Genomic DNA, 22,920 nt, shown 5'->3' with positions numbered 1-22,920 from the left:
GTTGGGCCGCGCGACGGGTGAAGAAAAACGCCCGCAGGCGTTTTTTAATTAATAGTTTGAAATAATAGCAGTTAATGCTGCAGGCGTCAGCCGCCTCACGTCAGCGCGTTGAACACCCGGGCGAGACGGCCGGTCCCCGCCGCGCTCACCGGCGACTCGCTGGCTGCGATAAAGCAGGATTCGCCCGGTTGCAGTACCAGCTGCTGCCCGGCCTTTTCAATCACCGCCTGGCCTTCAATGCAGAACAGCAGGGCGGCACTGTGCTGCGCCAGCGTTTGCGGCGTGGCTGAAAGCGTATGGATGGCGAAGGCAAAATCTTCAACCGGGATCGGGAAAATCAGGCTGTCGCCCTGCGTCTGCGGCTGCGTGAGCAGCGTCGCCGCCGGTTTGGCCTCGAACTTCAGGTTGGCCAGCAGTTCCGGGATATCAATGAATTTCGGCGTCAGGCCGGCGCGCAGCACGTTATCCGAATTCGCCATCACTTCCAGCGCCACGCCTTTCAGATAGGCATGCGGCGTTTCGGCGAACAGGAACATCGCCTCACCCGGTTGCAGGGTGATGACATTCAGCAGCAGCGGTGAGAACAGGCCATTATCGTCCGGATAGTCGCTGGCGATGGTTTTGATGGTCTGCCACGGTTCGCCTTCGCGCGCGTTCAGCGCGGATTTCAGCACGCCGAGCGCGTGGGTTTTGCTCTCGTCTTTCAGCGACAGCAGGGTAGCGAACAGTTTAGCCAACGCGGCTTCGCTGGCGTTTTCGAGGAAATGGGCGATCTGCGGATGCGCGCCCGCGACCGGCTCCAGCAGCGAGACAATCTCAGGCAGTTCGCGAAAGCCGTTCATCGCCTGGAATGGCGTCAGGGCATAGACCAGCTCGGGCTTGTGGTTAGCATCTTTATAGTTGCGCTCGGCGGCGCTGAGCGGAATGCCCGCCGCGTTTTCACGCGCGAAACCGGCTTCTGCGGCAGTTTTACTGGGATGCACCTGAATCGATAACGGCTGATCGGCGCACAGCACTTTAAACAGAAACGGCAGCTCACCGAAACGCTGCGCTACCGCGGCGCCCAGCGTCGCGAGCGGATCGTCATTGATCACGTCACGCAGCGAACGGGTGACGCCATTCACTTCAACGGTAGAGGGGCTTTTCGGGTGCGCGCCCATCCATAATTCCGCCATCGGCAATCCCTGCGGGTTTTCGATGCCGTAGAGTTCGGTCAGCGCGGTTTTGCTGCCCCATGCGTAATTTTGCAGCGAATTGTTCAATTTTTGCATCGTTTACCCTTAATAACGGTAAGTAAATAAGCGTATTAAAGCAGAAAGTGCCATAGAAAATACACGAACAAGTGCAATAAACGCGATGGGCTCGCATAATGTTAATTTCTTGTATGTGACAATCTTGCTCGCTCTAAGGCGTCGCGGGAAGACGACTTAGGCGGAAACCTCAAAATCTGAGCTAAGGAGACGTAGTCATGGCAGCCAACCGCATTGAAAAAGATTCAATGGGTCCGATCGAAGTTCCGGCAGATAAGTTGTGGGGCGCACAAACGCAGCGTTCGCTGGAGCACTTCCGTATCTCCACCGAGAAGATGCCCGTGGCGCTGGTGCACGCGCTGGCGCTGACCAAGCGCGCCGCCGCCCAGGTTAACCGCGATCTGGGGCTGCTGCCGGCTGAACGGGCCGGGGCGATTATCGACGCCGCTGACGAGGTGCTGGCCGACCAGCACAGCGACGAGTTCCCGCTGGCCATCTGGCAGACCGGCTCCGGCACCCAGACCAACATGAACATGAATGAAGTGCTGGCGAACCGCGCCAGCGAACTGCTGGGCGGCGAGCGCGGCATGTCGCGCAAAGTGCATCCTAATGATGATGTTAACAAGAGCCAGAGCTCCAACGATGTGTTCCCAACGGCGATGCACGTTGCCGCGGTGATTGCGCTGCGCGAACAGCTGATTCCGCAAATTGAGGTGCTGAAAAATACCCTGAGCGAGAAGTCCGCCGCGTTTAAAGACATCGTTAAAATTGGTCGTACCCACCTGCAGGACGCCACACCGCTGACGCTCGGCCAGGAGATTTCCGGCTGGGTTGCCATGCTGGAGCACAATCTGAAGCACATTGAACACAGTATTCCGCACGTCGCCGAGCTGGCGCTGGGCGGCACCGCGGTCGGTACCGGCCTGAATACCCATCCGGAATATGCGGTGCGCGTGGCGAAGGCGCTGGCCGACCTGACGCAGCAACCCTTTGTCACTGCGCCCAACAAGTTTGAAGCGCTGGCGACCTGCGATGCGCTGGTGCATGCGCACGGCGCGCTGAAAGGCCTGGCCGCCTCGCTGATGAAAATCGCTAACGACGTGCGCTGGCTGTCGTCCGGTCCGCGCTGCGGCATCGGTGAAATCAGCATCCCGGAAAATGAGCCCGGCAGCTCGATCATGCCAGGCAAAGTCAATCCTACCCAGTGTGAAGCGCTGACCATGCTGTGCTGCCAGGTGATGGGCAATGACGTGGCGGTGAACATGGGCGGTGCATCCGGTAACTTCGAACTCAACGTCTACCGGCCAATGGTGATCCACAACTTCCTGCAGTCGGTACGGCTGCTGGCCGACGGCATGGACAGCTTCAATCACCATTGCGCGGTGGGCATTGAGCCCAACCGCGAGCGCATCGATCAGCTGCTCAACGAGTCGCTGATGCTGGTTACCGCGCTGAATACCCATATCGGCTATGACAAAGCGGCGGAAATTGCCAAGCAGGCGCACAAACAGGGGCTGACGCTGAAGGCCTCAGCGCTGCAGCTCGGCTACCTGACTGAAGCGCAGTTTGACGAATGGGTGCGGCCGGAAGAGATGGTTGGCAGCATGAAGCAATAGCTTTACTGCCGGACACTACAGCGCGACCTGTCGCGCTGTTTTTTTGCCTTACAGACGGTCACTCCATAAATGCAGCCGCGGGATGATCAGATGCAGCGGCTGCGCCAGCGGCTTGTAGCGGTGCGCGATGTTTTCAGCATCGTAATCCAGCAGTTCACCCAGCGTCGGCACCTGCGTACGATCGCGGCACAACACCAGCAGCGGCGAGGGGCAGGCCAGCTGCAGCTGTTTTTTCTCGCTGGCGCGCCACAGCCGCGCGATAGGTTGCACTTTGACCGGCCGCTTGATCTTCAGCTGCGCGCCGTCCGGCAATGACCGCACCCGCTCCAGCTCCTGCTGCACTTTCTCAGCCCACTGTTCGCGCGTCCACGGCGCCTGCGCGCGGTTCGCCTTCAGGCTGCGCTCCAGCTGCTCGACGATGGCCTCGCGCGTCACCTTCTTGATGATGTTTTTATTCGCCCAGCCAAAACGCAGCGTATCCGGCGCCTGCAGTAGCGTGACGCTGCGGTAGGCATTGAGCGTGATCAGGCCACGCAGATGCTGGTGCACAAACTCAAAACGCGCCTCGCTTGGCAGGCCGGAGTCGACGGTAATCAATTGCTCCAGCCGCTGCTTGAGGGTGTTGATGGTCGTGACCTGCTGCTCCAGTCGCTGGCTGGCTGCCTCATCCGCCTCAATGCAGAGGGCGCCAGGCAGACGCACCGCCGCTTTGGTGCTGAGTTTTTCTGACTGATGCTGCATAAACAGGCGACAATAGTGGGCGAGGGCCATTTCGCGCGCGCGTTTACCGAGATGCTGGGTCACCGCGATGCGGTTGATTTCATCATGCTCTTTGCCTTTCTCGATCTCCGGCAGGCTGAAGACGCGCGCCAGCAACAGCGGCTGCTGTTCAACCGACGCGCGCAGTGCAGTGAGTTCGCGCTCCAGCGTATTCACGCATTCGTGTAAATCAGCCACTAAATCATAGCGAGCCATCGCGGTTCTCCATAGTTACAACATACCAAAGGGTGGCACTGAATGACGCGGCGAGCAAGCAGGCATACTAGTTACAACATACTGTAATAAAATTTATCCATCCAGTCGCTGAAGCCCCGGCGTGGAATTCGGCTCAACAGGGCGCGCGGGCATTTTTCCTGTCGGATGAACATGTTATAACCGTGATTTACCTGTTAACGGATATTAGCTGTGGAGTATCAGCCAAAACCGGGCGCGCCCGCTATCGTCACGCTCGGCGCCGTGCAGATCCTGTCATGGGGCGGATCGTTTTATCTGATGGCCGTGATGGCTAACCCGATCATCGCGGAAACCGGCTGGTCGCAGCAGTGGGTGTATGGCGCACTTTCGCTCGGCATTCTGGTCTCGGGCCTGCTGGCACCGCTGTGCGGCCGGCTGATTGCCCGCGCACAGGGTCGCCGGCTGCTGGCGGCGAGCGGGGCGGTGATGGCGCTCGGGCTGGTGATCATGGCGCTGAGCCACAATTTGCCGCTGTTTCTGTTCGCCTGGCTGATTATCGGCGCGGGCATGGCGATGGGCCTGTATGACGCGCTGTTCGCCACGCTGGGCACCTTATATGGCGGCCAGGCGCGCGGCGCGATTACCGGTATTACGCTGATTTCAGGATTCTGCACCTCGCTGGTGTGGCCCGGCATCGCGCTGCTGATCCACTGGCTGGAGTGGCGCGGCGCCTGTCTGGCTATTGCCGCGCTGCTGTGTCTGGCGGTGCTGCCGGCTTACCTGTATGCGCTGCCGGCGCCGCGCACGCCATCGATGCCAAAAACCAGGCAACAGCATACCGCACAGAATTCACTGGCTCCCACGCTGTTCTGGCTGCTGTGCAGCATATTTACCCTCGCGTCGGTGATCATGACGGCGATATCGGTGCAGCTGATTACCCTGCTGCAGGCGAGCGGGCATTCGCTGAGCGCCGCGCTGGCGATCAGCACGCTGCTGGGGCCGTGCCAGGTGGCGTCGCGCATTGTCGATATGGCGTTCAAACGCGGCCATCCCATCTGGACCACTTTCTTCTCGGTCGGGCTGGTGGCACTGGGATTACTGCTGCTGGCCTGTTATCCCGCGTGGGCGCTGGTGAGTATGGTGCTGTACGGTGCAGGGAATGGCTTGCGGGCTATCGTGCGCGGTACGCTGCCGCTGGCGATGGTAAAACCGGAAGAGTACGCCATTGTGGTTGGCCGCATGGCGCGACCGGCGCTGATTGGTCAGGCGCTCACACCGCTGATTGGCGGCTATATTTTCCAGCATTCCGGTGCGCAGGCTACGCTGTGGCTGTTATGTGCGCTGGCGCTTATCAACGTGCTTTTGGTGGTGGTGCTGAAGCGGAAATTGCCGGCAGGCGCTCCGGAATCCGCAGGTTGAAATCACCACTGACGGCTAACGGGCAGAGATGGCCGCTGCTGCGCTTTAGTGGCGATCCGTCAGATATTGCAGCAGGCAACACAACGCGCTTAACAGCAGAGTGCAGCCAGCCGAGACAATGAAAGGCAGCGGTGCCATCCGTACGCATTGCCATAAGGTTGGTGCGTTCAGGCAGCTGGTTGCCGCCGTGATGATGCCCACCGTCAGCGGGAGAACGGTCAGCAATAACGCGCCAACGACCGGGGATAATACAGACATTATTTCGCGCCTTGAAAATAGTAACGGCGCGCATTTTGTGCAAAAAATAGCAAGGGAATCATGACCCGGATCAATATTATTCCTTTCAGAAGACGGTTTATCGACCCTGACGCCGCCCCCTTCGCCGGTGTGTTTTTGTTTCTTACACAGAAACAATGGCTTGTCTGAAGGTCGGTTGCGCACACGGCGCGACACCCGTGCAGAAATAAACGTCCCTTTGTCACAACGTCCTTCACCAGCCCGCAGCTACAGCGGTGGGGGCAAAAAAGTGACACATCGCTCATATTGTTGCGCAAGGCTCAGAGTGCTAAAGCGGCCAGTGGCATGTCATACTGGAATATTTTCATATAAATTCAATAGCTTAAATCGATATCAAAGCGGGTATTAGCGCAGGTTAGTCACGGGTGGAAAGCATTTTCGGTATTCTAAAAAGCAACAGTGTTTGTTATATTTATTGCTCATTGATTATTCACTGCCGCGGTATGAAAACAAGAAGATAGGCCGCAACTCAGGAAACAGAAATGCTAGATTACCGCTTCCCGACAGCTTTGCAGATGGTTTTGAGCGTAGCGATGGCGGAGCAATTGGGTAAACGCTCGACCAGTGCCATTCTGGCGTACGGTCTTGAAGCGAACCCCAGTTTCATTCGGAAACTCATGGTTCCGTTAACGCGCGATGGCATCATTGTCTCGACGCTTGGCCGTACCGGCTCGATCCATCTGGGTCGTCCGGCCGCTGAGATCACGCTGCGCGATATCTACACCTCAGTGATTGAAGACAAAAAACTGTGGGCGTCGCGCCCCGATGTCGCACCGCGCTGCCTGGTCAGCGCCAACCTGTGCTGGTACTTCAAATCGATCGCGGAACAAGCGGAAGAGGCGTCGCTTAAAGTGCTGGAAACCCGCACCGTCGCCGATGCCCTTAACGAGCTGAAAAAGCACGATACCAGCAACTGCGAACCGCTGCCTGACCTCGAAATCGCCGAACTCTGCAAAAAAGACCGCTAACCTCGCGTGCGCATTGCTGATGCGCACCTTTCCATTCCGCTTCTGCACGCGCAATCTACCCCTGTAAATCCTGTGAAATCCCGCTGCTGTGCTCTGGCGCAGAGGCGCACTGTTGCTGTGTAATATCGTCATGCCGCGGCAGGCAAAAAAAATCCGGGCACGATGGCCCGGATGGGTTTTACTCCTTAGCGTTTACACCGTCTGCGTTTCCACCGCCGGCTGCTGTTTGCGCGTCACCAGCTTACGCAGCGTCACGTAGAACACCGGCGTCAGGAACAGGCCAAACAGCGTAACCCCCAGCATGCCCGAGAACACGGTGATGCCGGTGACGCCACGCACTTCGGCGCCCGCACCTTCGCCCAGAATCAGCGGCACGGTGCCGGCGATAAAGGCGATGGAGGTCATAACGATAGGGCGCAGACGCAGGCGACAGGCTTCCAGCGCCGACTCCACAATCCCTTTGCCCTGCATCTCCAGTTCGCGGGCGAACTCGACGATCAGGATGGCGTTCTTACATGCCAGCCCCATCAGCACCACCAGACCGACCTGGACAAACACGTTGTTATCGCCGCCGGTCAGCCACACGCCGACCAGTGCGGACAGCATCGTCACCGGTACGATCAGGATCACCGCCAGCGGCAGCGTCCAGCTCTCATACAGCGCCGCCAGTACCAGGAACGCCAGCAGCACCGCCACCGGGAACACGATAAACGCGGTGTTGCCCTGGGTTGCCTGCTGATAGCTCAGGTCGGTCCATTCGATATTCATGCCGTTCGGCAGCACCTGGCTGGACATCGCCTCGAGTTTCTCCATCGCCTGCGCAGAAGAGAGCACGCGCGGATCGGCATCGCCAATCAGGTCGGCCGCCGGATAGCCGTTATAGCGAATCACCGGGTCCGGACCGTAGGTGGTGGTGATGTTCACCATGCTGCCAATCGGCACCATCTCACCGCGATCGTTACGGGTGCGCAGGTTCGCGATATCCTGCACGCTGTCGCGGAAATCCCCGTCGGCCTGCGCCATCACACGCCAGGTACGACCAAACTTGTTGAAGTCGTTGACGTAAGACGAACCCAGATACACCTGCAGCGTCGTGAACAGATCGGTCAGCGATACGCCCTGTGCTTTGGCTTTGTCGCGATCGACCTGCACATCCAGCTGCGGCACGTTGGCCTGATAGGAGGAGATCGGGAACATCATGCCTGGCGTCTGCATCACCGCACCGGACAGCGTATTAATCGCGGTTTGCAGTGCGCCATAGCCGAGGCCCGCGCGGTCCTGCACATACAGCGAATAGCCCGATCCCTGGCCCAGACCGAGGATCGGCGGTGGCATGATGGAGAAACCGAAGCCCTGCTGGATTTTGGAAATTTTCGCGTTGATCTCAGCATTGATTTCCGCCGCAGTGCGGCTGCGCTCGCTGAATGGTTTCAGACCGAAGAACACCGTGCCGGTATTGGGCGTATTGGTGAACTGCAGCGCATTCAGGCCGGGGAAGGCGACGGAGTAGGCCACGCCTTCGGTGTCCATGCCGATTTCGCTCATCTTACGAATCACTTCATCGGTACGCGCCAGCGATGAGCCTTCCGGCATCTTCACGCCACCAATCAGGTACAGCTTATCCTGCGTCGGAATAAAGCCGCCTGGCACGGTGTGGAACATGAAGCCGGCACCGGCCAGCAGCAGCACGTATACGCCAAACACCGCACCGCGCCGGCGCAGGGTTTTGCCGACCATCGATTCATAGCCGTCTGAGCTGCGCTGGAAGAAGCGGTTAAACGGCCGGAACACCCAGCCCAGCAGACGATCGATCAGGCGCGTCGGCAGGTCCTTCGGCGCACCGTGCGCCTTCAGCAGTTTCGCCGCCAGCGCCGGAGAGAGCGTCAGCGAGTTAATCGCCGAAATCACCGTCGAAATGGCAATGGTCACGGCAAACTGTTTATAGAACTGACCGGTTACGCCCGAGAGGAAGGCCATCGGCACAAATACTGCACACAGCACCAGCGCGATGGCGATAATCGGCCCGGAGACCTCGCGCATCGCCTGGTGAGCCGCCGCCACCGGTGTTAAGCCCTGTTCAATGTTACGCTCGACGTTCTCCACCACCACGATGGCGTCATCGACCACGATCCCAATCGCCAGCACCAGCCCGAACAGACTCAGGGTATTGAGCGAAAAGCCCAGCAGATAGAGCACGCTGAAGGTACCGACCACCGACACCGGCACGGCCAGCAGCGGGATGATCGAGGCGCGCCACGTCTGCAGGAACAGAATCACCACCAGCACCACCAGCACGATGGCTTCGAACAGCGTCTGGACCACGGCGCGGATCGAATCACGCACGAAAACCGTCGGGTCATAAGGCGCGGCCCACTGCACGTCATCCGGGAAGCGCGTTGCCAGCTCGGCCATCTTGGCGCGTACCGCATTCGACAGGTCGATGGCGTTTGCACCCGGCGACTGGAAGATACCGATACCAACCGCATCCTTGTTGTTCAGCTGCGAACGCAGGGCATAGCTGCCGGAGCCCATCTCGATGCGCGCCACGTCACGCAGGCGCACCAGCGTGCCGTCATCGGCGGTTTTCAGGATGATGTTGCCAAACTGCGCCTCATCTTCCAGCCGCCCCTGGGTGTTGATCGACAGCAGGAAATCGCTCTCTTTCTTCGTCGGCTCTGCGCCCAGCTGCCCGGCAGAAACCTGCACGTTCTGCTCCTGCATGGCGCTGACCACGTCGCCGGCGGTCATGCCGCGCGCCGCCACTTTATTCGGGTCGAGCCAGACGCGCATCGCGTAGTCACCGGCACCGAAGATCTGAATCTGGCCGACGCCCGGCAGACGCGCCAGCTCATCTTTCACCTTCAGCGTGGCGTAGTTACGCAGATAGAGCGAATCGTACTTGCCGTGGGGCGAGAACAGATGCACCACCAGCGTCAGGGTAGGTGACTGCTTCTGGGTGGTCAGGCCGAGCTGACGCACCTCTTCCGGCAGACGCGCTTCAGCCTGTGCCACGCGGTTTTGCACCTGGACCTGCGCCTGATCGGGATCGGTCCCCGGGCGGAAGGTCACGGTGGTAACCAGCACGCCATCTGAGCCGGCCACCGACTTCATGTACATCATGTTTTCCACCCCGTTGATCGCTTCTTCCAGCGGCGTTGCCACCGAATCAGCAATCACTTTGGGGTTGGCACCGGGATATTCTGCGCGCACCTGCACGCTGGGTGGTACCACGTTGGGGTATTCACTGATCGGCAACAGCGGAATGGCGATCAGTCCGGTGGTAAATATCAAAATCGACAGGACCGCGGCGAAAATCGGTCGGTCGATAAAAAAGCGGGAGAAATCCATAACGGGCAGTCTCGATTATTATTGAGCGGAGCGCATGGCCACCGGCTGCGCTTTTACCGGCATACCGGGCATGAACACTTTCTGCAGACCGTTGACAATCACCTTGTCGCCTGGCTTCAGACCCTGCTGCACAATACGCAGGCCGTTAGCCAGATCGCCCAGCTGAACATCGCGGCGTTCGGCTTTGCCCTGCGCATCAACCACGTAAACGTATTTACGATCCTGGTCGGTCAGCACCGCGCGGTCGTCGACCAGCAGCGCGTTAAATTCTGCGCTGCCCGGCAGCCGCACGCGGGCAAACAGGCCTGGGGTAAACTGACGCTGCTGATTGTCGAGCGTGGCGCGCATGCGAATGGTGCCGGTGCTGGCGGTCAGCTGGTTATCGAGAAAATCAACGGTGCCGCGGTGCGGATAGCCCTGTTCGCCGGTCAGCGCAATCTCTACCGGCAGCGAACCGCGGTTCTGGCCCTGACGCGCCATCGCCTGGTACTGCAGATAAATCGCTTCGTCGACGTCAAAGTAGACGTACATGCGGTCCTGCGAAACCAGCGTGGTGAGAACGCTGGCGCTGTCGCCGGCGGTCACCAGGTTACCGGTGGTGATCATCGCCCGACTGGCGCGACCATCAATTGGCGCGGTGACGCGGGTAAAGTCGAGGTTCAGCTGCGCCATATCGACTGCCGCCTGGGCGGCCAGCACGCTGGCCTGCGCCTGACTGGCGGTCGAACGCCGCTGTTCCCACTCTTCGCGCGACACCACCTGGGTGCCGATCAGCTTGTCGGTACGGGCCGACTCGCTGCGGGCCAGCGCCGCCTGGCTACGCGCGCTGGCCAGTTCGGCCTGCGCCTGCTCCAGCGTGGCGCGGTAGGTGCGGTCATCAATGGTAAACAGCACCTGACCTTTCTTCACCTCATCGCCTTCGCGATAGTTAACCTGATCGATGTAGCCCGAGACGCGCGGACGCAGCTGCACGCTCTGCACCGCTTCAATGCGGCCATTGAAGCTATCCCACTGGCTGACTTTTTGTTGCACCACCTGCGCGACACTCACTTCGGGCGGAGGCGGCGGCGCATTTTGCGCCACACCGCGATCACAACCGGCCAGCAGGCTTCCCAGCAACATCACTCCTGACAGGCTTACGGCCCGACGAACCCCATATGTTTGCAGATGCATTGTTGTTATTCCGCGTTGGTGAAAAAGAAAGGAGACGTACGAAAAATCTGCAACTTTTAAGATTGCATTAAAACCACAGGAGTGTAGGCTTGGGCGAACTGCATCTGCAAGAATATCTGATACACTTTATGTGCGGTTTTGATCAATTCGTAACAGGTAGCGAAAGCCCCTACGGCGAGTGCGGCATTTAATGCAATAATAAAACTTGCATTAAGTGCGATAGTCAGTCACCCTTAAAGTGTAATTGCAACTGATACTGATACTGTTCGCCATGGCGACGGGAGAGAATGGGATGATGAGCGACGCTTTTATTCACGATCTGATCGACTGGATTGATAACAACATTGAAGCACGTCTGGATCTGGACACCGTAGCGGGGCGCGCCGGCTATTCGAAGTGGCACCTGCAGCGTATGTTCAAAGAGCACACCGGCTATCCGCTGGGTGAGTACATCCGGGCTAAGAAGCTGAAAAAATCGGCCGACCGCCTGACCACCACCAACGAACCGATCCTTAACGTGGCCATTTCGCTGGGGTTCGATTCACAGCAGTCGTTTAACCGCAGCTTCAAGCGCCAGTATGGCGTGGCTCCGGGCGCATGGCGTCGTCACGCCGCGCACACCCCGAGCGCGATGCAGCAGTAAACCTCCGCCAGGGCCAGCCATGCTGGCCCGCGTTTTTCCCCGCCTGAAACCTGCTATTATCGGCGTCCTGCTTTTCAGGATGTCACTATGTCGAAAAAACTCTGGATTGGATTACTGTTTGCGCTGGTGGTTTGCTGGATCGGGCTGAAGCCCCATCTGAGCGGTACTGCACCAGAAAAACAGACGGATATTGCGCAACTGACCGATGCACATCGCGTGGCGCGCTGGCTCCAGCAGCACCACCGTTTGCCTGATTTTTATCTCACCAAAAGCGCGGCACGTCGTCAGGGCTGGAACCCGGCGCAGGGTAACCTGTGTGAGGTGTTGCCAGGACGGGCGATTGGCGGCGATCGCTTCAGTAACCGCGAACGGCGGCTGCCGATGCAGGCGGGACGGCAGTGGTATGAAGCGGACGTCAATTACGACTGCGGCCACCGCGATGCCGATCGTCTGCTTTACTCTTCTGATGGGCTGATCTTTCTCACTACCGATCACTATCGCAGCTTCACGCCGGTACCCTGACTATGCTGACACTCCATTTTGATTTTCGCACGCTGGGCACGCGCCAGGCCTTTTATCAGGCGCTGGTCGAACAGAGCGGCTGCGGTGAATGCTTTGGCTACAATCTGGATGCGCTGTGGGACTGGCTAACCGGCGGCATGGCGCTGCCGGCAACGCTGCATCTGCAGCATGTCGCCGAGGTCAGCGCCAGTGCGGAGTTTGCCCCGGTGCTGGCGCTGCTGGAAGAGGCGGCGCAGCAGCTGGCGGGCGAGCTGCGCCTGATTACTCACTGACTACGCGTGCAGCGGCAGCAGCATAATCGCCAGCGTCTGGCGTGCGCTGGCCGGCAAATCGCCGCCGCCGGTGTAGCCGTTATTCTCGACGATCAGCGAATTTAACCCCACCAGCCAGTCATAAATGTAATAGGCGGTGTGGTTAGCCGGCGCGGCAGACAGCCGCGTCAGACGCTGGCCTGACGAAAAGCTGACGCTGGGCGCCGGCGGGCGGGCGAAAATCGGGCTGCCGCGATTGACGCGACTCTGCGGCCGTTCACGTTCATCCCGCTGCAGGAAGCCGAGCCAGGCGACAAAGTCACCCAGCACCGTCATGGCACGCGACACCTGGCGATCGGTGCGCGCTTCATGGGCACTGACCTGCGTCTCTGTTTCGTTGAGCGCGCTTTGCAGTTTGCTCAGCACCTGCAGACGGAAGCTGGCGGTAATCAGCTCCTCCACCAGCAGTTCCAGCGTTGGCTTATCAACGTTGAGCAGCGCCAGCAGGCTCTGGCTCTCCGGCAGCTGACGCAGGTGCGCCAGCCACAGCGCGAACACCTGCTGAGGAAACTGCTGATCGCGCTGGCCGCTGCTGCTGCGCGGTTCGGCGGTGGTTACCGGCTCATCGTTAAACAGGTCAAACTCAAAACCAATACCAAAATAGCTCTGCTCCACCGCGGCCGGCTGACCGCCGGTGGACGGCGTGCTGCCGTGGCTCTGACTCAGCCACAGCTGGCGCACCGCTTCGCGCGACGGCTGCAGACGCTCAAGCAGCTCGCCATGCAGGCCGGTGCGATGCTGTAAACACTTCAGCAGCGTATCGGCGATGGCCTGTTTCCGCGCGGCCTGTTCCGGCGTGGCGCTGGCTTCGGTCCACGGCTGCAGACGCTCCACCAGTTTCTGCTGCAGCGTGCTGAGCTGTAGCGCCAGCCGGTCGCGCCGTGCCTCCGGCTGCATCTCATCCTGCAGCCAACTGCTCATGCGGTCGACGCCGGCGCGATCGCGCGCCAGCATGGAACCCCAGCTCTGGCCAGGCTGACCAATCTGCCGCTGTACCGCTTCATCGACGTTGATTTGCGACTGCTGATAGCGCGCATCGTGCGGCGTAATCGCCCAAATCAGGCGCGGCTTGTCTGCGCTGGCCGTCGCGCTCTGTTGCAGTTGCCACTCGCGCAGCGCGCTGGCGGCGAGATCCGCATCCTGACGCTGGCTGGCGGCGGTACAAATCAGCATTAAATCGATGCCCTGACGGGCGGCATAGAAGCCCGGCAGCAGGGCACGTTTCTGCTCCAGCAGACTGGCGCGCAGCGCATCACGCGCCTGCAGCCTTGCGCGCTCATCCTGCTGATCGCGGTCGGCGGGCGTGCCCGGCGCGGGCAGTTCCAGCATATCGGCTTCGTCATACAGCGCCTGACGCGGCGTCGAACTGAGCGGCAGGGTGATTTCCAGCGTCAGCAGCGCCAGCCAGCCGAGCGGTACCGACTGCGGTTTGCCCACGCGGTTGGCGACAACCGGACACACTTCAATCAATTCGTTCAGGTCGGCGTCATGGCCGATGAGCTTTTCAGCGGGCAGCGAGGCGTCATCCACCAGCAGGCTGAGCGGCGCCAGCACGCGCGGCGCGTGCCGCAGCTGATGGCGCAGATGCAGCAGGCTGCGCAGGGTTTCATTCAGCGCCGGACGCTGCGGCCACAGCAGCGCAAACAGTTGCACGCGGTCGTCCACGTTGAGCCACGGTGCCAGCTCAATCGCCTGCGGCCAGAAATGACGGTCCAGCACCTCGGCGTGATCGGGCTGGCGGCGATGCCACGCCCACAGCGTCACCAGCGCGTCGCTGTCGAGGCCGGGCTGCATCTCGCTCTGGCGATGGCGCTGCAGGCGCTGCAGTGCGGCATCAATCGCCGCGCTGTCCGGCTGGGTGTCCGCGCTGGCACCGGCCAGCATCAGACGAATCAGCTCGGCTTCGCTCAGCAGCGTCATCTCCAGCGGCCACGCGCCTGACTGCGCTTCACGCTGATGGCTGAAACGGGTGGCGATGGCAAAATCGAGATTGCCGGGATTGATGTGCTGAAAATAGTTCAGGGTTTTGTCGCCGAGACGGGCGATCAGCTGGCCCTGCGCGTCGCCGACCATTTCACTCAGCAGCCAGGCTTTACCCGCCTGCGACTGACCAAACAGCGCCAGGGTGACCGGCCGTGCCAGCTGTCGCGCCAGCGCGTGGCTCTCAACGCGGGCGCGCCGCAGCTGGAGCCGCAGCGTATCGGCTTCCAGCGCCAGACGCGGCGAGTGCGCCTGGTGGCTCTCCACCCAGTTCAGCGCGCCGTCAACCGTCTCCTGCAGCAGGCCCAGGCGTTTAGCAGGCGTCGCCGGCGTGGCTTTTTTGGCAGTTCTCATCGTTTACACACGCTCCCGCTGTCGATCCAGTATTGCGCATTGGCGTTGCCGGTGGCCGACAGCGTATTCAGTTTCAGACTCAGTTGCTCCAGCGGCACGCGCGTGCCATCGTCCATGCGCGCCTCGCTCAGTACCAGCCGCTCCGGGCCGAGGTTATCCGGTCCCGGTTGTACCGCCAGCCTGATGCGCAGCACGCTTTCGCCCGCTACCTGGCGCGCCAGTTGCGGATCGGTAATGCTCAGGCTGTAGAGCGGTGTCGCCGGCCAGCGGTCGTTCTCCAGCTGGCGGAAACCGAGGCAGACGTTACCGCGAATGCGGAAGCTGCTTTTACGGTCCAGCGCGAAGCTGTGGCTGTCGAGATCAATCTCGCTGTAGCACAGATTGTCATCGCTCAGCGTGGCGTTTTCATCCAGTACGCCAAGATAGCGAATGGTCGAGTAGGGTTCAAAATCGCCGGCGCGGAACCAGAAGCTGCTGAGACGCAGATCGAGTGCCAGCAGACACAGCATGGCACCGACCGCCGCGGTGGATTTCGGGTTATCAATGCGTCCCTGTTTGTTGAACGGATACCAGTCGCTGGTGTGATACCCCTCCAGCGACAAAATGCGGCTGCCCGGCAGCGGCTGCAAATGACGCACCAGCGCCTGAATGCCCGGGAAGCGCGACGGGCGACCGGTCAGCAGCAGCACATCGCACTGATAGAGAGAAACCACTTCGCACATGGCGCGCAGCGCCGGGATGATCGCCATCCGGTGCTGCAGGAACTCAGCATGCAACTGCGCCATGCTCACCACCAGCGGCACGTCAAGCAGATCGAAACGGCTATCGCCGCCGAGCGTGCGCTGAATCTCTCCGTTGACAAACGCCAGCACGCTGCTGGCTGGCTTCTGCGGCACCAGCTCGCCAAACAGCGCGTTAATTTCGCTGTGGCTGTCGAGCGGATTCCAGTTTTCATAGCGCTCCAGCACCGCCTGCGCCAGCGGAATAAACAGCTGCAGGGTGACCTGCTGGCGCAACGTGGCCTGACCGTCCATGCGGCTGTCGTGTCCAAACAGCTTGTTCATCAGCGGTTCCGCCAGCGCCAGGCCGGCTTTTTGCAGACTCTGCTGTAGCGCGGGCAGGATCCACAGCTGAATCACGTCCAGCAGAATGTCATCGCCGGCCACTTTAAACCCTTCCCGGAACAGCAGGCGCGGGGTGATTTTCACGTTGTTGCCCTGACCATCATCCAGACGATACTGGGTGATGGCGAGGTCGGTAGTGCCGCCGCCGATATCAATCGAGGCGATGCGCAGGCTTTTGCCCGGCAGCTCATCCGCTTCGCGCGGGCGATCCGGGCGCGCCATGCTACTGAAGAAATCTTCCGCGCGACCGGCAAAATTCACCTGGGTTTCGTTGAACAGCCACACCATCTGACCGCAGGTGGCTTCATCCCACTCCATCTGCACATCTGGTACCGGCCGCAGGCTGTGTGCCTGGCTGGCGGCGTCAAACGCGGCGTCGGCCGGATGCCAGCCTTCGGCTTTCCACACCAGCGCGATGGCTTCCTGCATGCGGCGACGGAAAATTTCCCGCTCCGGCTTCGGCATGGCCGACGGCAGCGTCAGGATCACATGACGCAGCTGGCGCGGCGCCTGGCTTTGCGGCATACGCTGGCGCTGGGCCACGCTGTTCATCTGCATCATGGCCTGCGCCAGCAGTTCACACAGCATAAAGGTCATCAGCGAGCTGCGGCTGTAGCTGGCAGAAAACACCGGCAGGCGGTCATCTTCCGGCAGGGCATGCAGCGGCTGCCCCTCATCGTTGAGCAACAGGGTAAACGGCAGCGCGGTGGCCTGCGGCTCGTCGCTGCCGCCGCTGGCGTTGAAGCGCCAGCCTGGCTGATAACGCGCTTCGTCCCATAAGTAGCGGCGCGGGCTGGAGAGGCCGGTGCTGCCCTCAGTGCCGGCGCGCTGCAGCGCCAGGCGGCTGGCTTCGCGACCGACGCGGGTCAGTGAGGGCCACATAAACGCGTTTTCACGACCGCTCTCCAGCGAGAAGTTGGCTTTGCCAAAGTGCGTCTCGGCAAACTCCAGTCGGCTGTCGAACAGCTCGTTGTAGACCTGGTGCGGCTGCGACAGATCGCGCAACTGCAGCTCATAGGTCTGGCGCAGGCCGTTGCTCTCTTCGGGGTGATCTTCCACCAGAATGCCGCAGGTATGCGAGTTGCCGACGTCGAGAATGATATCCACGTTGACCGCCGGCGTTTGCGGTGAGGCCGCCTGGATAGTGATTTCTGCCAGATCGAGCTGTTCGCCCAGCAGTTCCAGCACGTTGAGATAGTGCGCCTGATATTCAAATTCGCGCAGCGCCTGGTTTACTTCCTGCTCGCGGCGTGATTCCAGCGCATACACCTGCTGGCTGAACGTCTCGCGCAGCCAGCCGTCAACCCAGGTGAGGTCGAGGAACTCGCCCAGTTCATAGTTGTGCCACGCCAGCGCAAAGCTGACGCCGTTCTGCGCATCGGCTTTGCTCAACCCCAGCTGCTCACCGCCGTCCGTGTCGGCCACCAGGCGCGTATCGAAGGCGAGGGTGATGCGATGGGTATTGCCCGCCGCGTCGGGCTGGCTGAGCGGCGCAAGGCGCAGACGCGCCCAGTTATCCGGGCCACCGATGAAACGACGGCCACTGGAACAGCGCAGCACCGGCAGCGGCAGCCACTGCCCGGCCAGCAGCGTCAGGGAATCGGCCAGCGCGATATCGGTTTCCGGACGCACCACCTCAGCGGCACCGCCATCCTGCGGATAGAGCAGAAACTTGCCGCTGTTGCCATCAACGTTGAGACGCAGCAGCGGGCCGTTGGCGGTCTGGCGCACAAACTGCCGCCGCGCCTGTAGCGCGGGCAGGCGCAGACCAAAATCAAGAAACTGCACACCGCTGTCTTCGATCAGCGTGATTTTCTGTTTGTCATCAATCAGGGGAGCCAACATGGTTACTTACTCTCACGCTTAATCGTCAACGGGAACACCTGATCGGCGCCATACTGCGCCGTACAGCTGGCAATGCCATCACCGGCTTTGCACACCAGCTCCGGCATGCGATAGCGTGATTTATCGCTGCAGCTGGCAGTATAGCGGCTGCGCACTACCATGGTGCCGGCGCTGGTCATGGCGGCGGTGACATCGGCTTTACAGCGAATATTGTCGCCCTGGGTAATCACTGCGCTGCCTTTACCGTTGCGGATCTGATAGCGCAGGCTCGGCGGCTTGCCGGTCGGCAGATTGGTCTGACGCAGCGTCACGCGCCAGGTACCATTGATAAATTTCACCGAGCCGAGGCGCGCGTCATCGGCGGTCATCACCAGATCGTCCGCTTTGGCCGGTTCGGTATGTTCCGCTACGACCTCCGGCGGTGCCGGTGGGGCAGCCGGTGCCGGCGCAGGCGTCACCGTCGCACTGCTGTGCGGCAGCGTGGTGGCCAGCGTCTGTGCTTTCGCCAGCATCGCCGGGGCCAGCGTGGGCGCGGCGCTGACCACAGGCGCGGTTTCGGTTTCTGCCGGCTGGACCGGCGCGTCGTGTAACCAGAAGGCCACGCCCGCTGCGGCGACAGCGGCCAGAGGCAGCACCAGCAGCAGCGGGCGCAGTGCGGATTTCTTCCGCGCGGGCGTGTCGGCGACAACGCTCAGCGGTGCGGGTTCGGGCTGTGGTTCGGGTTCCGCCAGCCGTTCCGGCTCGGGCTCCGCCACAACGGGGGCCGCAACCGGTTCAGGCGCGGCAGCCCTTTCTGGCTCCGGCGCGGGCACCACCAGCGGCGGCAGTTCTTCATCAAGGCTGTCGCGCAGGCAGGCCAGCGCATCATCACGCGTGCGCGCCTGCGGGTCGACAAAGCCCCAGAAGGTGATCACCGGCTTGCCATCCACCAGATAGACGTATTGCTGATCGGGAAACTGCAGCGTCTTCGCCAGCAGCGCCCCAAACAGGCGCATCGCCGGATTGTCGGCATCCCGGGCGCGCAGGCTGAGCGCCTGCAAATCCTGCTGATTAAGGGTGAGCTGATCCAGAGCCTGACGCTTTTCGCGATCGCTGGCCGCCAGCCAGGATTTCACTTTGCCGCTGAATGGCGCGTACCAGTCAAGGCGGTCACCGCGCTCGTTGGCCTGCGGGATCGCGAGGCAGTTGGCCAGTGTCGTCTGGCGGCGCAAACGTAACGTTTCGCGAATTTGCAGGGCAGAAGCCCAGACCGGCTGGCCGTTCTCCCCCAGTGCCAGTAACGCGTCAAGATTGCCGCTGCGCAGAAAAGTTTTTGCCACTCGTTGGGCCCTTATCGGTGGTTATCTGAAGCCAAACATCGGGTGTGATGGGCGATGGTAGTGATCTTAAGCCAAATGCGCCGCAATCAAACGGGGGAAAAAGGGGGGAAAACAGGGCGTTATTCCCCCCACGGTACGCGGGGTGATGAAATGTTAACCGTTCCGGCGCGGGCTGAGCAGCAAATGGGTGAGGACGCCCCCGATCAGGCCCCAGAACGCCGAGCCGACGCCGAGCAGGGAGATGCCGCTGGCGGTGATTAGAAATGCCACGATGGCGCTGTCGCGCTGCGCGGGTTCCGCCAGCGCGCGCTGCAGGCTGCCCGCCAGCGTGGCCAGCAGTGCCAGACCGGCCAGCGTAGCGATCAGCACCGGCGGCAATGCGCTGAGCATCACGGCGATCAGCGCGCCGGTAAAGCCGGTCAGCAAATAGAACACGCCCGCCAGCGCGGAAGCCACCCAGCGGCGCGCCGGGTCCGGATCGACATCATCGCCCATGCAGATCGCGGCGGTGATGGCGGCAATACACACCGAAAAGCCGCCGAACGGCGACAGCAGTAGCGCGATCAGGCCGGTCCAGCCGGTGAGCGCGGAGACCGGCGGCCGGTAACCATGCGCCTGCAGCGTGGCAATACCGGGCGCATTCTGCGACGCCATGGTCACCAAAAAGTAGGGCAAGCCGACGCCAATCAGCGCGGCAGGATTAAAGTGCGGCATGATAAATTCCGGCACGCTCAGCGTTAGCGCATGAGGCGGAAAGTGGATGGCGCGCTGACCCAGCGCCACCAGCACGCCCGTCACCAGCGCCAGTAGAATGGCATAACGCGGCAGCCAGCGGCGGCCCAGCAGCCACACCAGACACATGCTGCCGCACAGGGCAAAATGATCCTGTAAGCCGCTGAAGGTGCCGATGCCAAAACGCAGCAGAATCCCCGCCAGCATCGCGGCCGCCAGCGACTGGGGAATGTGGTTCATCAGCCGGGCAAACAGGCCGGTCACGCCGCTCAGCACAATTAGCAGATTGGTCGCGACAAACACCCCGACCACTTCATTCAGCGTCAGGCCGTGCACGCTGGTGGCCAGCAGCGCGGCACCCGGCGTCGACCAGGCGGCGAGCACCGGCATCCGCGTCCACAGCGACAGGCCGAGTGACGCCAGCCCCATGCCCACGCCCAGCATCGACAGCCAGCCGCCAATCTGCGCCGGTGAGGCGCCTGCAGCCTGCGCCGCCTGGAAGATCAGCGCCGCGGTGCTGCTGTAGCCGACCAGCACGGCGATCAGGCCGGAAATCAGCATCGGAAAGGAAAAAGCCGGACGAACAGTTGCAGTGGTCATGGAATCACATCCTGTTGTGCGTTATAACGCACATTGTGGCACGCACGGTATGGCGCGCACAAGTGGTACACTGCGCGCCCGCTTTTCAGGAGAATTCATGGAAAATCTGCATCAACATCTCAGCCAGGCGCTGAAGCAGCTGCGTCAGGCCAATGGCTGGAGCCTGACGCTGGCGGCGGCGCGCACCGGCGTGAGTAAAGCTATGCTCGGTCAGATTGAGCGCGGCGAGTCGAGTCCAACGATCGCCACGCTATGGAAAATCGCCACCGGCTTTAATGTGCCGTTCTCCTTTTTTGTGCAGAGCGGGGCGCAGCCGTCGGGCGATGTGGCGACCTTCAGCCAGCCCAATGCACAAATGCAGGTGAAGCCGCTGCTGCCGTATGACGCGCGTTTGCGCTTCGATCTACTGGAAGTGACGCTGGCGGCGGGCGCGCAAAGCGATTCGTCAGCGCACGAAAGCGGGGTGATTGAGCAGGTGGTGGTGCTGGAAGGTGAGTTGTTGCTGGGCATGGCGGGCAGCTGGCGTCGCCTGCAGGCCGGCGAGGCCAGCCAGTTCGCCGCCGATCAGCCGCACAGCTACCGCAATCCGCTGGCCAGCCCGTTGCGCTTTCATAGCCTGATTCACTATTTGCAGCGCAGCTGAGCGGCGGGATGTGCAATTACAAATTGATACGAAGGCAAACTACACAGTTTACCTGCGTATTTATATACTGCGGTCTCATCAGTAAAGGAGAAGGGCGATGAGCGAGCTGATTAGCGCCGCTGCCGCGTTACGCAGCATCAATGGCAAACTGATGCGCCGCCTGCGTGAATCGGCCCCGCCGGGCGATCTCACCTGGCCGCAGGTTTCCGTGCTGGGGTATCTGGTGCGCGACGGCGCAATGACGGTGACCGAGCTGGCCGCGCGCGAAGGGGTGCGCAGCCAGTCAATGAGTGCCACGGTCGCCAGCCTGCAGACGCTGGGCCTGGTACAGGGCGTGGCCGATGCGCAGGATGGCCGCAAAACCCGTTATCAGCCTACCGCTGCCTGCCTGCAGCTCATCGCCAGCAATCGCGCCCAGCGTGACGACTGGCTGCTGCACAGCATCAGCAGCCTGCTCAGCCCGCAGGAGCAGCAAACGCTGCTGGCCGCCATTCCCTTACTGCAACGACTCGCTGACCACTAATTTGAGAGGACTCACCATGGCTGTCACCACGTTAGATGCCCAAACCGCCCTGATTGTCATCGACCTGCAGCACGGCATCGTCCGCCTGCCGGTTACGCCGCGCCATCCGGATGAAGTGATTGCACGCGCCACGCAGCTGACGCAGGCGTTTCGCGCGAAACAGCTGCCGGTGGTGCTGGTGAACGTGGCGGGCGGCGCGCCGGGCCGCAATCAGCAGCCGCGTCACGATGCTGCTCTGCCGGCAGACTGGGCGGTGCTGGTGCCGGAAATGACACCGCAGCCGGGCGATATCAGCGTAACGAAAAAAACCTGGGGCGCGTTCCACAATACCGATCTGCACCAGCAGCTGCAGCAGCGTGGCGTAACGCAGGTGGTGGTGTGCGGGATTGCCACCAGTATCGGCGTGGAATCCACGGCGCGTCAGGCATACGAGCTGGGCTACAACGTTACGCTGGCGACTGATGCAATGAGCTGCCTGAACGCCGAAACCCACCACAACAGCATTGAGCGCATCTTCCCGCGCCTCGGCGAAACCGGCACCACTGAGGAAATCCTCGCGCTGCTGAACTGATCTTTTCCCTCCAGGGCTGGTACTGCCGGCCCTTATCTTTGCCGCTCGCTGCCACTGGTTATTCTGCTGCGCCTCGCTTTCCCTGCCGCCGTTGAGAGTTGGTTGTAACAGCGCTGGTTACTGTCACAGTATGCACAGCAACACGATAACCAATATTTAGCCTGACTTTACGTTTTTATTAACACCAGAGAGCAGCAGGATCGGGTAGAGCAGTACAGTGCTATTCTGCTGCAGGGAGGTAGGGATGCTAAAAAAATTAAACGTGCTTTATCTCATCGCCAGCCTGTTTTTTCTGGGCACCGGTATTACCTTAGGTCTGGTGTTGTCACCGTTAATTACCGCGGAAGTGAATGCCACGCAAAAGGAGGTTGATCTGGCGAAACAGCAGGCGCTATATAGCGGCGAGTTTGATCGCCATCAGCCGGGCAGTGATGCGCTGTACTGGGCCAGCGGCAAGGTCTATCTCAATGAAAACGTCATCGCCTTTGAGGGGGAAATTGCCCCCGGGCCACACTATAAAATTTACCTCACCAAAACTCAGGCGTTTGATCAGCACTCATTTCTGCAAATAAAGCATCAGTCGGCGTTAATTGGCGATTTAAATAACTTTGGTGATTTTATTAAATCACTGCCGGAAGGCATCGATCCGCAGGAATATTGCGCCGTGCAAATCTGGAGTGAGCAATTTTCGAAATTTGTCGGATCAGCGCGTTATCGCACCTGAATAA

Annotated in this window: 19 protein-coding genes; 10 read left to right on the top strand and 9 right to left on the bottom strand. The window is 60.8% G+C overall.

Annotated elements, in window-relative coordinates; genetic code table 11:
- Positions 1 to 95 precede the first annotated feature (95 nt).
- A complete protein-coding gene (gene manA / locus OXR61_RS02055) occupies positions 96 to 1,271 on the bottom strand; it encodes a mannose-6-phosphate isomerase (protein ID WP_021506163.1) in 1,176 nt (391 codons plus the stop codon).
- A gap of 197 nt (positions 1,272 to 1,468) precedes the next feature.
- Between manA and fumC the strand changes: the two genes are divergently transcribed.
- Positions 1,469 to 2,866, top strand: coding sequence for a class II fumarate hydratase (gene fumC / locus OXR61_RS02050; RefSeq protein ID WP_021506162.1), 1,398 nt, complete (start codon positions 1,469 to 1,471; stop codon positions 2,864 to 2,866).
- A 48-nt stretch (positions 2,867 to 2,914) separates the two neighbouring features.
- Here fumC and tus read toward each other — a convergent pair whose 3' ends face one another.
- Complete coding sequence (gene tus, locus OXR61_RS02045; RefSeq protein ID WP_021506161.1) at positions 2,915 to 3,841, bottom strand: DNA replication terminus site-binding protein; 927 nt, start codon at positions 3,839 to 3,841, stop codon at positions 2,915 to 2,917.
- A 210-nt stretch (positions 3,842 to 4,051) separates the two neighbouring features.
- Here tus and OXR61_RS02040 point away from each other — a divergent pair, with 210 nt between their 5' ends.
- Entirely contained in the window at positions 4,052 to 5,239 is a 1,188-nt protein-coding gene (locus OXR61_RS02040) for an MFS transporter (protein WP_021506160.1), read from the top strand.
- A 45-nt stretch (positions 5,240 to 5,284) separates the two neighbouring features.
- On the opposite strand, the gene OXR61_RS02035 is transcribed toward OXR61_RS02040, so the two are convergent.
- Positions 5,285 to 5,680, bottom strand: coding sequence for a hypothetical protein (locus OXR61_RS02035; RefSeq protein WP_155519904.1), 396 nt, complete (start codon positions 5,678 to 5,680; stop codon positions 5,285 to 5,287).
- A 338-nt stretch (positions 5,681 to 6,018) separates the two neighbouring features.
- Between OXR61_RS02035 and OXR61_RS02030 the strand changes: the two genes are divergently transcribed.
- Complete coding sequence (locus OXR61_RS02030; protein ID WP_031279147.1) at positions 6,019 to 6,504, top strand: Rrf2 family transcriptional regulator; 486 nt, start codon at positions 6,019 to 6,021, stop codon at positions 6,502 to 6,504.
- Between the two features lie 192 nt (positions 6,505 to 6,696).
- Here the strand turns inward: OXR61_RS02030 and oqxB are convergent, their stop codons facing one another.
- Together oqxB and OXR61_RS02020 are read right to left on the bottom strand one after the other, a co-directional pair.
- A complete protein-coding gene (gene oqxB / locus OXR61_RS02025; protein ID WP_021506157.1) occupies positions 6,697 to 9,852 on the bottom strand; it encodes a multidrug efflux RND transporter permease subunit OqxB in 3,156 nt (1,051 codons plus the stop codon).
- Between the two features lie 18 nt (positions 9,853 to 9,870).
- Positions 9,871 to 11,025, bottom strand: coding sequence for an efflux RND transporter periplasmic adaptor subunit (locus OXR61_RS02020; RefSeq protein WP_031279145.1), 1,155 nt, complete (start codon positions 11,023 to 11,025; stop codon positions 9,871 to 9,873).
- A gap of 292 nt (positions 11,026 to 11,317) precedes the next feature.
- Between OXR61_RS02020 and OXR61_RS02015 the strand changes: the two genes are divergently transcribed.
- The 3 genes from OXR61_RS02015 to OXR61_RS02005 all read left to right on the top strand — a co-directional run bounded on the left by OXR61_RS02015 (position 11,318) and on the right by OXR61_RS02005 (position 12,462).
- Positions 11,318 to 11,668: a helix-turn-helix domain-containing protein gene (locus OXR61_RS02015; protein ID WP_021506154.1), complete on the top strand. Its 351-nt coding sequence runs from the start codon at positions 11,318 to 11,320 to the stop codon at positions 11,666 to 11,668.
- Positions 11,669 to 11,755: 87 nt separating this feature from the next.
- On the top strand, positions 11,756 to 12,190 hold the full coding sequence (locus OXR61_RS02010; protein ID WP_021506153.1) for a ribonuclease domain-containing protein: 435 nt from the start codon (positions 11,756 to 11,758) through the stop codon (positions 12,188 to 12,190).
- 2 nt (positions 12,191 to 12,192) lie between these two features.
- On the top strand, positions 12,193 to 12,462 hold the full coding sequence (locus tag OXR61_RS02005; RefSeq protein ID WP_021506152.1) for a barstar family protein: 270 nt from the start codon (positions 12,193 to 12,195) through the stop codon (positions 12,460 to 12,462).
- Here OXR61_RS02005 and OXR61_RS02000 read toward each other — a convergent pair whose 3' ends face one another.
- From OXR61_RS02000 to OXR61_RS01985, 4 genes are all read right to left on the bottom strand, one after another.
- Positions 12,463 to 14,835 carry a virulence factor SrfC family protein gene (locus OXR61_RS02000; protein WP_021506151.1) on the bottom strand — a complete coding sequence of 791 codons (2,373 nt, stop codon included), beginning with the start codon at positions 14,833 to 14,835 and terminating at the stop codon, positions 12,463 to 12,465.
- Positions 14,832 to 17,804: a virulence factor SrfB gene (locus OXR61_RS01995; protein ID WP_021506150.1), complete on the bottom strand. Its 2,973-nt coding sequence runs from the start codon at positions 17,802 to 17,804 to the stop codon at positions 14,832 to 14,834. Before OXR61_RS01995 ends, OXR61_RS02000 begins: the two co-directional genes overlap by 4 nt.
- Positions 17,805 to 17,806: 2 nt before the next feature.
- Positions 17,807 to 19,123 carry an SrfA family protein gene (locus tag OXR61_RS01990; RefSeq protein WP_021506149.1) on the bottom strand — a complete coding sequence of 439 codons (1,317 nt, stop codon included), beginning with the start codon at positions 19,121 to 19,123 and terminating at the stop codon, positions 17,807 to 17,809.
- A gap of 153 nt (positions 19,124 to 19,276) precedes the next feature.
- On the bottom strand, positions 19,277 to 20,455 hold the full coding sequence (locus OXR61_RS01985) for a benzoate/H(+) symporter BenE family transporter (protein ID WP_021506148.1): 1,179 nt from the start codon (positions 20,453 to 20,455) through the stop codon (positions 19,277 to 19,279).
- A 97-nt stretch (positions 20,456 to 20,552) separates the two neighbouring features.
- On the opposite strand from OXR61_RS01985, the gene OXR61_RS01980 reads away from it, so the two are divergent.
- From OXR61_RS01980 to OXR61_RS01965, 4 genes are all read left to right on the top strand, one after another.
- Positions 20,553 to 21,098, top strand: a complete 546-nt coding sequence (locus OXR61_RS01980; RefSeq protein WP_021506147.1) for a helix-turn-helix domain-containing protein — start codon at positions 20,553 to 20,555, stop codon at positions 21,096 to 21,098.
- Positions 21,099 to 21,195: 97 nt separating this feature from the next.
- Positions 21,196 to 21,621, top strand: coding sequence for a MarR family transcriptional regulator (locus OXR61_RS01975; RefSeq protein ID WP_021506146.1), 426 nt, complete (start codon positions 21,196 to 21,198; stop codon positions 21,619 to 21,621).
- Positions 21,622 to 21,637: 16 nt separating this feature from the next.
- The gene (locus OXR61_RS01970) at positions 21,638 to 22,192 is read left to right on the top strand and encodes an isochorismatase family protein (RefSeq protein ID WP_021313413.1); all 555 of its coding nucleotides are present in this window, start codon (positions 21,638 to 21,640) and stop codon (positions 22,190 to 22,192) included.
- 244 nt (positions 22,193 to 22,436) lie between these two features.
- Positions 22,437 to 22,916, top strand: coding sequence for a DM13 domain-containing protein (locus OXR61_RS01965; protein ID WP_021506145.1), 480 nt, complete (start codon positions 22,437 to 22,439; stop codon positions 22,914 to 22,916).
- The last annotated feature ends 4 nt before the right edge of the window (positions 22,917 to 22,920 follow it).

It is taken from the genome of Pantoea sp. GM_Pan_4 (assembly GCF_026541005.1).
Taxonomy (GTDB): Bacteria; Pseudomonadota; Gammaproteobacteria; order Enterobacterales; family Enterobacteriaceae; genus Pantoea; species Pantoea dispersa.
Note: the sequence above shows the minus strand (reverse complement) of the source record. Positions and strands in the feature narration are given on the sequence as shown.

What these genes read in the sequence shown, in the direction of transcription:
- manA (WP_021506163.1), bottom strand. Translation starts at nt 1,271, where the DNA reads ATGCAAAAATTGAACAATTCGCTGCAAAATTACGCATGGGGCAGCAAA.
- fumC (WP_021506162.1), top strand. Translation starts at nt 1,469, where the DNA reads ATGGCAGCCAACCGCATTGAAAAAGATTCAATGGGTCCGATCGAAGTT.
- tus (WP_021506161.1), bottom strand. Translation starts at nt 3,841, where the DNA reads ATGGCTCGCTATGATTTAGTGGCTGATTTACACGAATGCGTGAATACG.
- OXR61_RS02030 (WP_031279147.1), top strand. Translation starts at nt 6,019, where the DNA reads ATGCTAGATTACCGCTTCCCGACAGCTTTGCAGATGGTTTTGAGCGTA.
- oqxB (WP_021506157.1), bottom strand. Translation starts at nt 9,852, where the DNA reads ATGGATTTCTCCCGCTTTTTTATCGACCGACCGATTTTCGCCGCGGTC.
- OXR61_RS02020 (WP_031279145.1), bottom strand. Translation starts at nt 11,025, where the DNA reads ATGCATCTGCAAACATATGGGGTTCGTCGGGCCGTAAGCCTGTCAGGA.
- OXR61_RS02015 (WP_021506154.1), top strand. Translation starts at nt 11,318, where the DNA reads ATGATGAGCGACGCTTTTATTCACGATCTGATCGACTGGATTGATAAC.
- OXR61_RS02010 (WP_021506153.1), top strand. Translation starts at nt 11,756, where the DNA reads ATGTCGAAAAAACTCTGGATTGGATTACTGTTTGCGCTGGTGGTTTGC.
- OXR61_RS02005 (WP_021506152.1), top strand. Translation starts at nt 12,193, where the DNA reads ATGCTGACACTCCATTTTGATTTTCGCACGCTGGGCACGCGCCAGGCC.
- OXR61_RS02000 (WP_021506151.1), bottom strand. Translation starts at nt 14,835, where the DNA reads ATGAGAACTGCCAAAAAAGCCACGCCGGCGACGCCTGCTAAACGCCTG.
- OXR61_RS01995 (WP_021506150.1), bottom strand. Translation starts at nt 17,804, where the DNA reads ATGTTGGCTCCCCTGATTGATGACAAACAGAAAATCACGCTGATCGAA.
- OXR61_RS01985 (WP_021506148.1), bottom strand. Translation starts at nt 20,455, where the DNA reads ATGACCACTGCAACTGTTCGTCCGGCTTTTTCCTTTCCGATGCTGATT.
- OXR61_RS01980 (WP_021506147.1), top strand. Translation starts at nt 20,553, where the DNA reads ATGGAAAATCTGCATCAACATCTCAGCCAGGCGCTGAAGCAGCTGCGT.
- OXR61_RS01975 (WP_021506146.1), top strand. Translation starts at nt 21,196, where the DNA reads ATGAGCGAGCTGATTAGCGCCGCTGCCGCGTTACGCAGCATCAATGGC.
- OXR61_RS01970 (WP_021313413.1), top strand. Translation starts at nt 21,638, where the DNA reads ATGGCTGTCACCACGTTAGATGCCCAAACCGCCCTGATTGTCATCGAC.
- OXR61_RS01965 (WP_021506145.1), top strand. Translation starts at nt 22,437, where the DNA reads ATGCTAAAAAAATTAAACGTGCTTTATCTCATCGCCAGCCTGTTTTTT.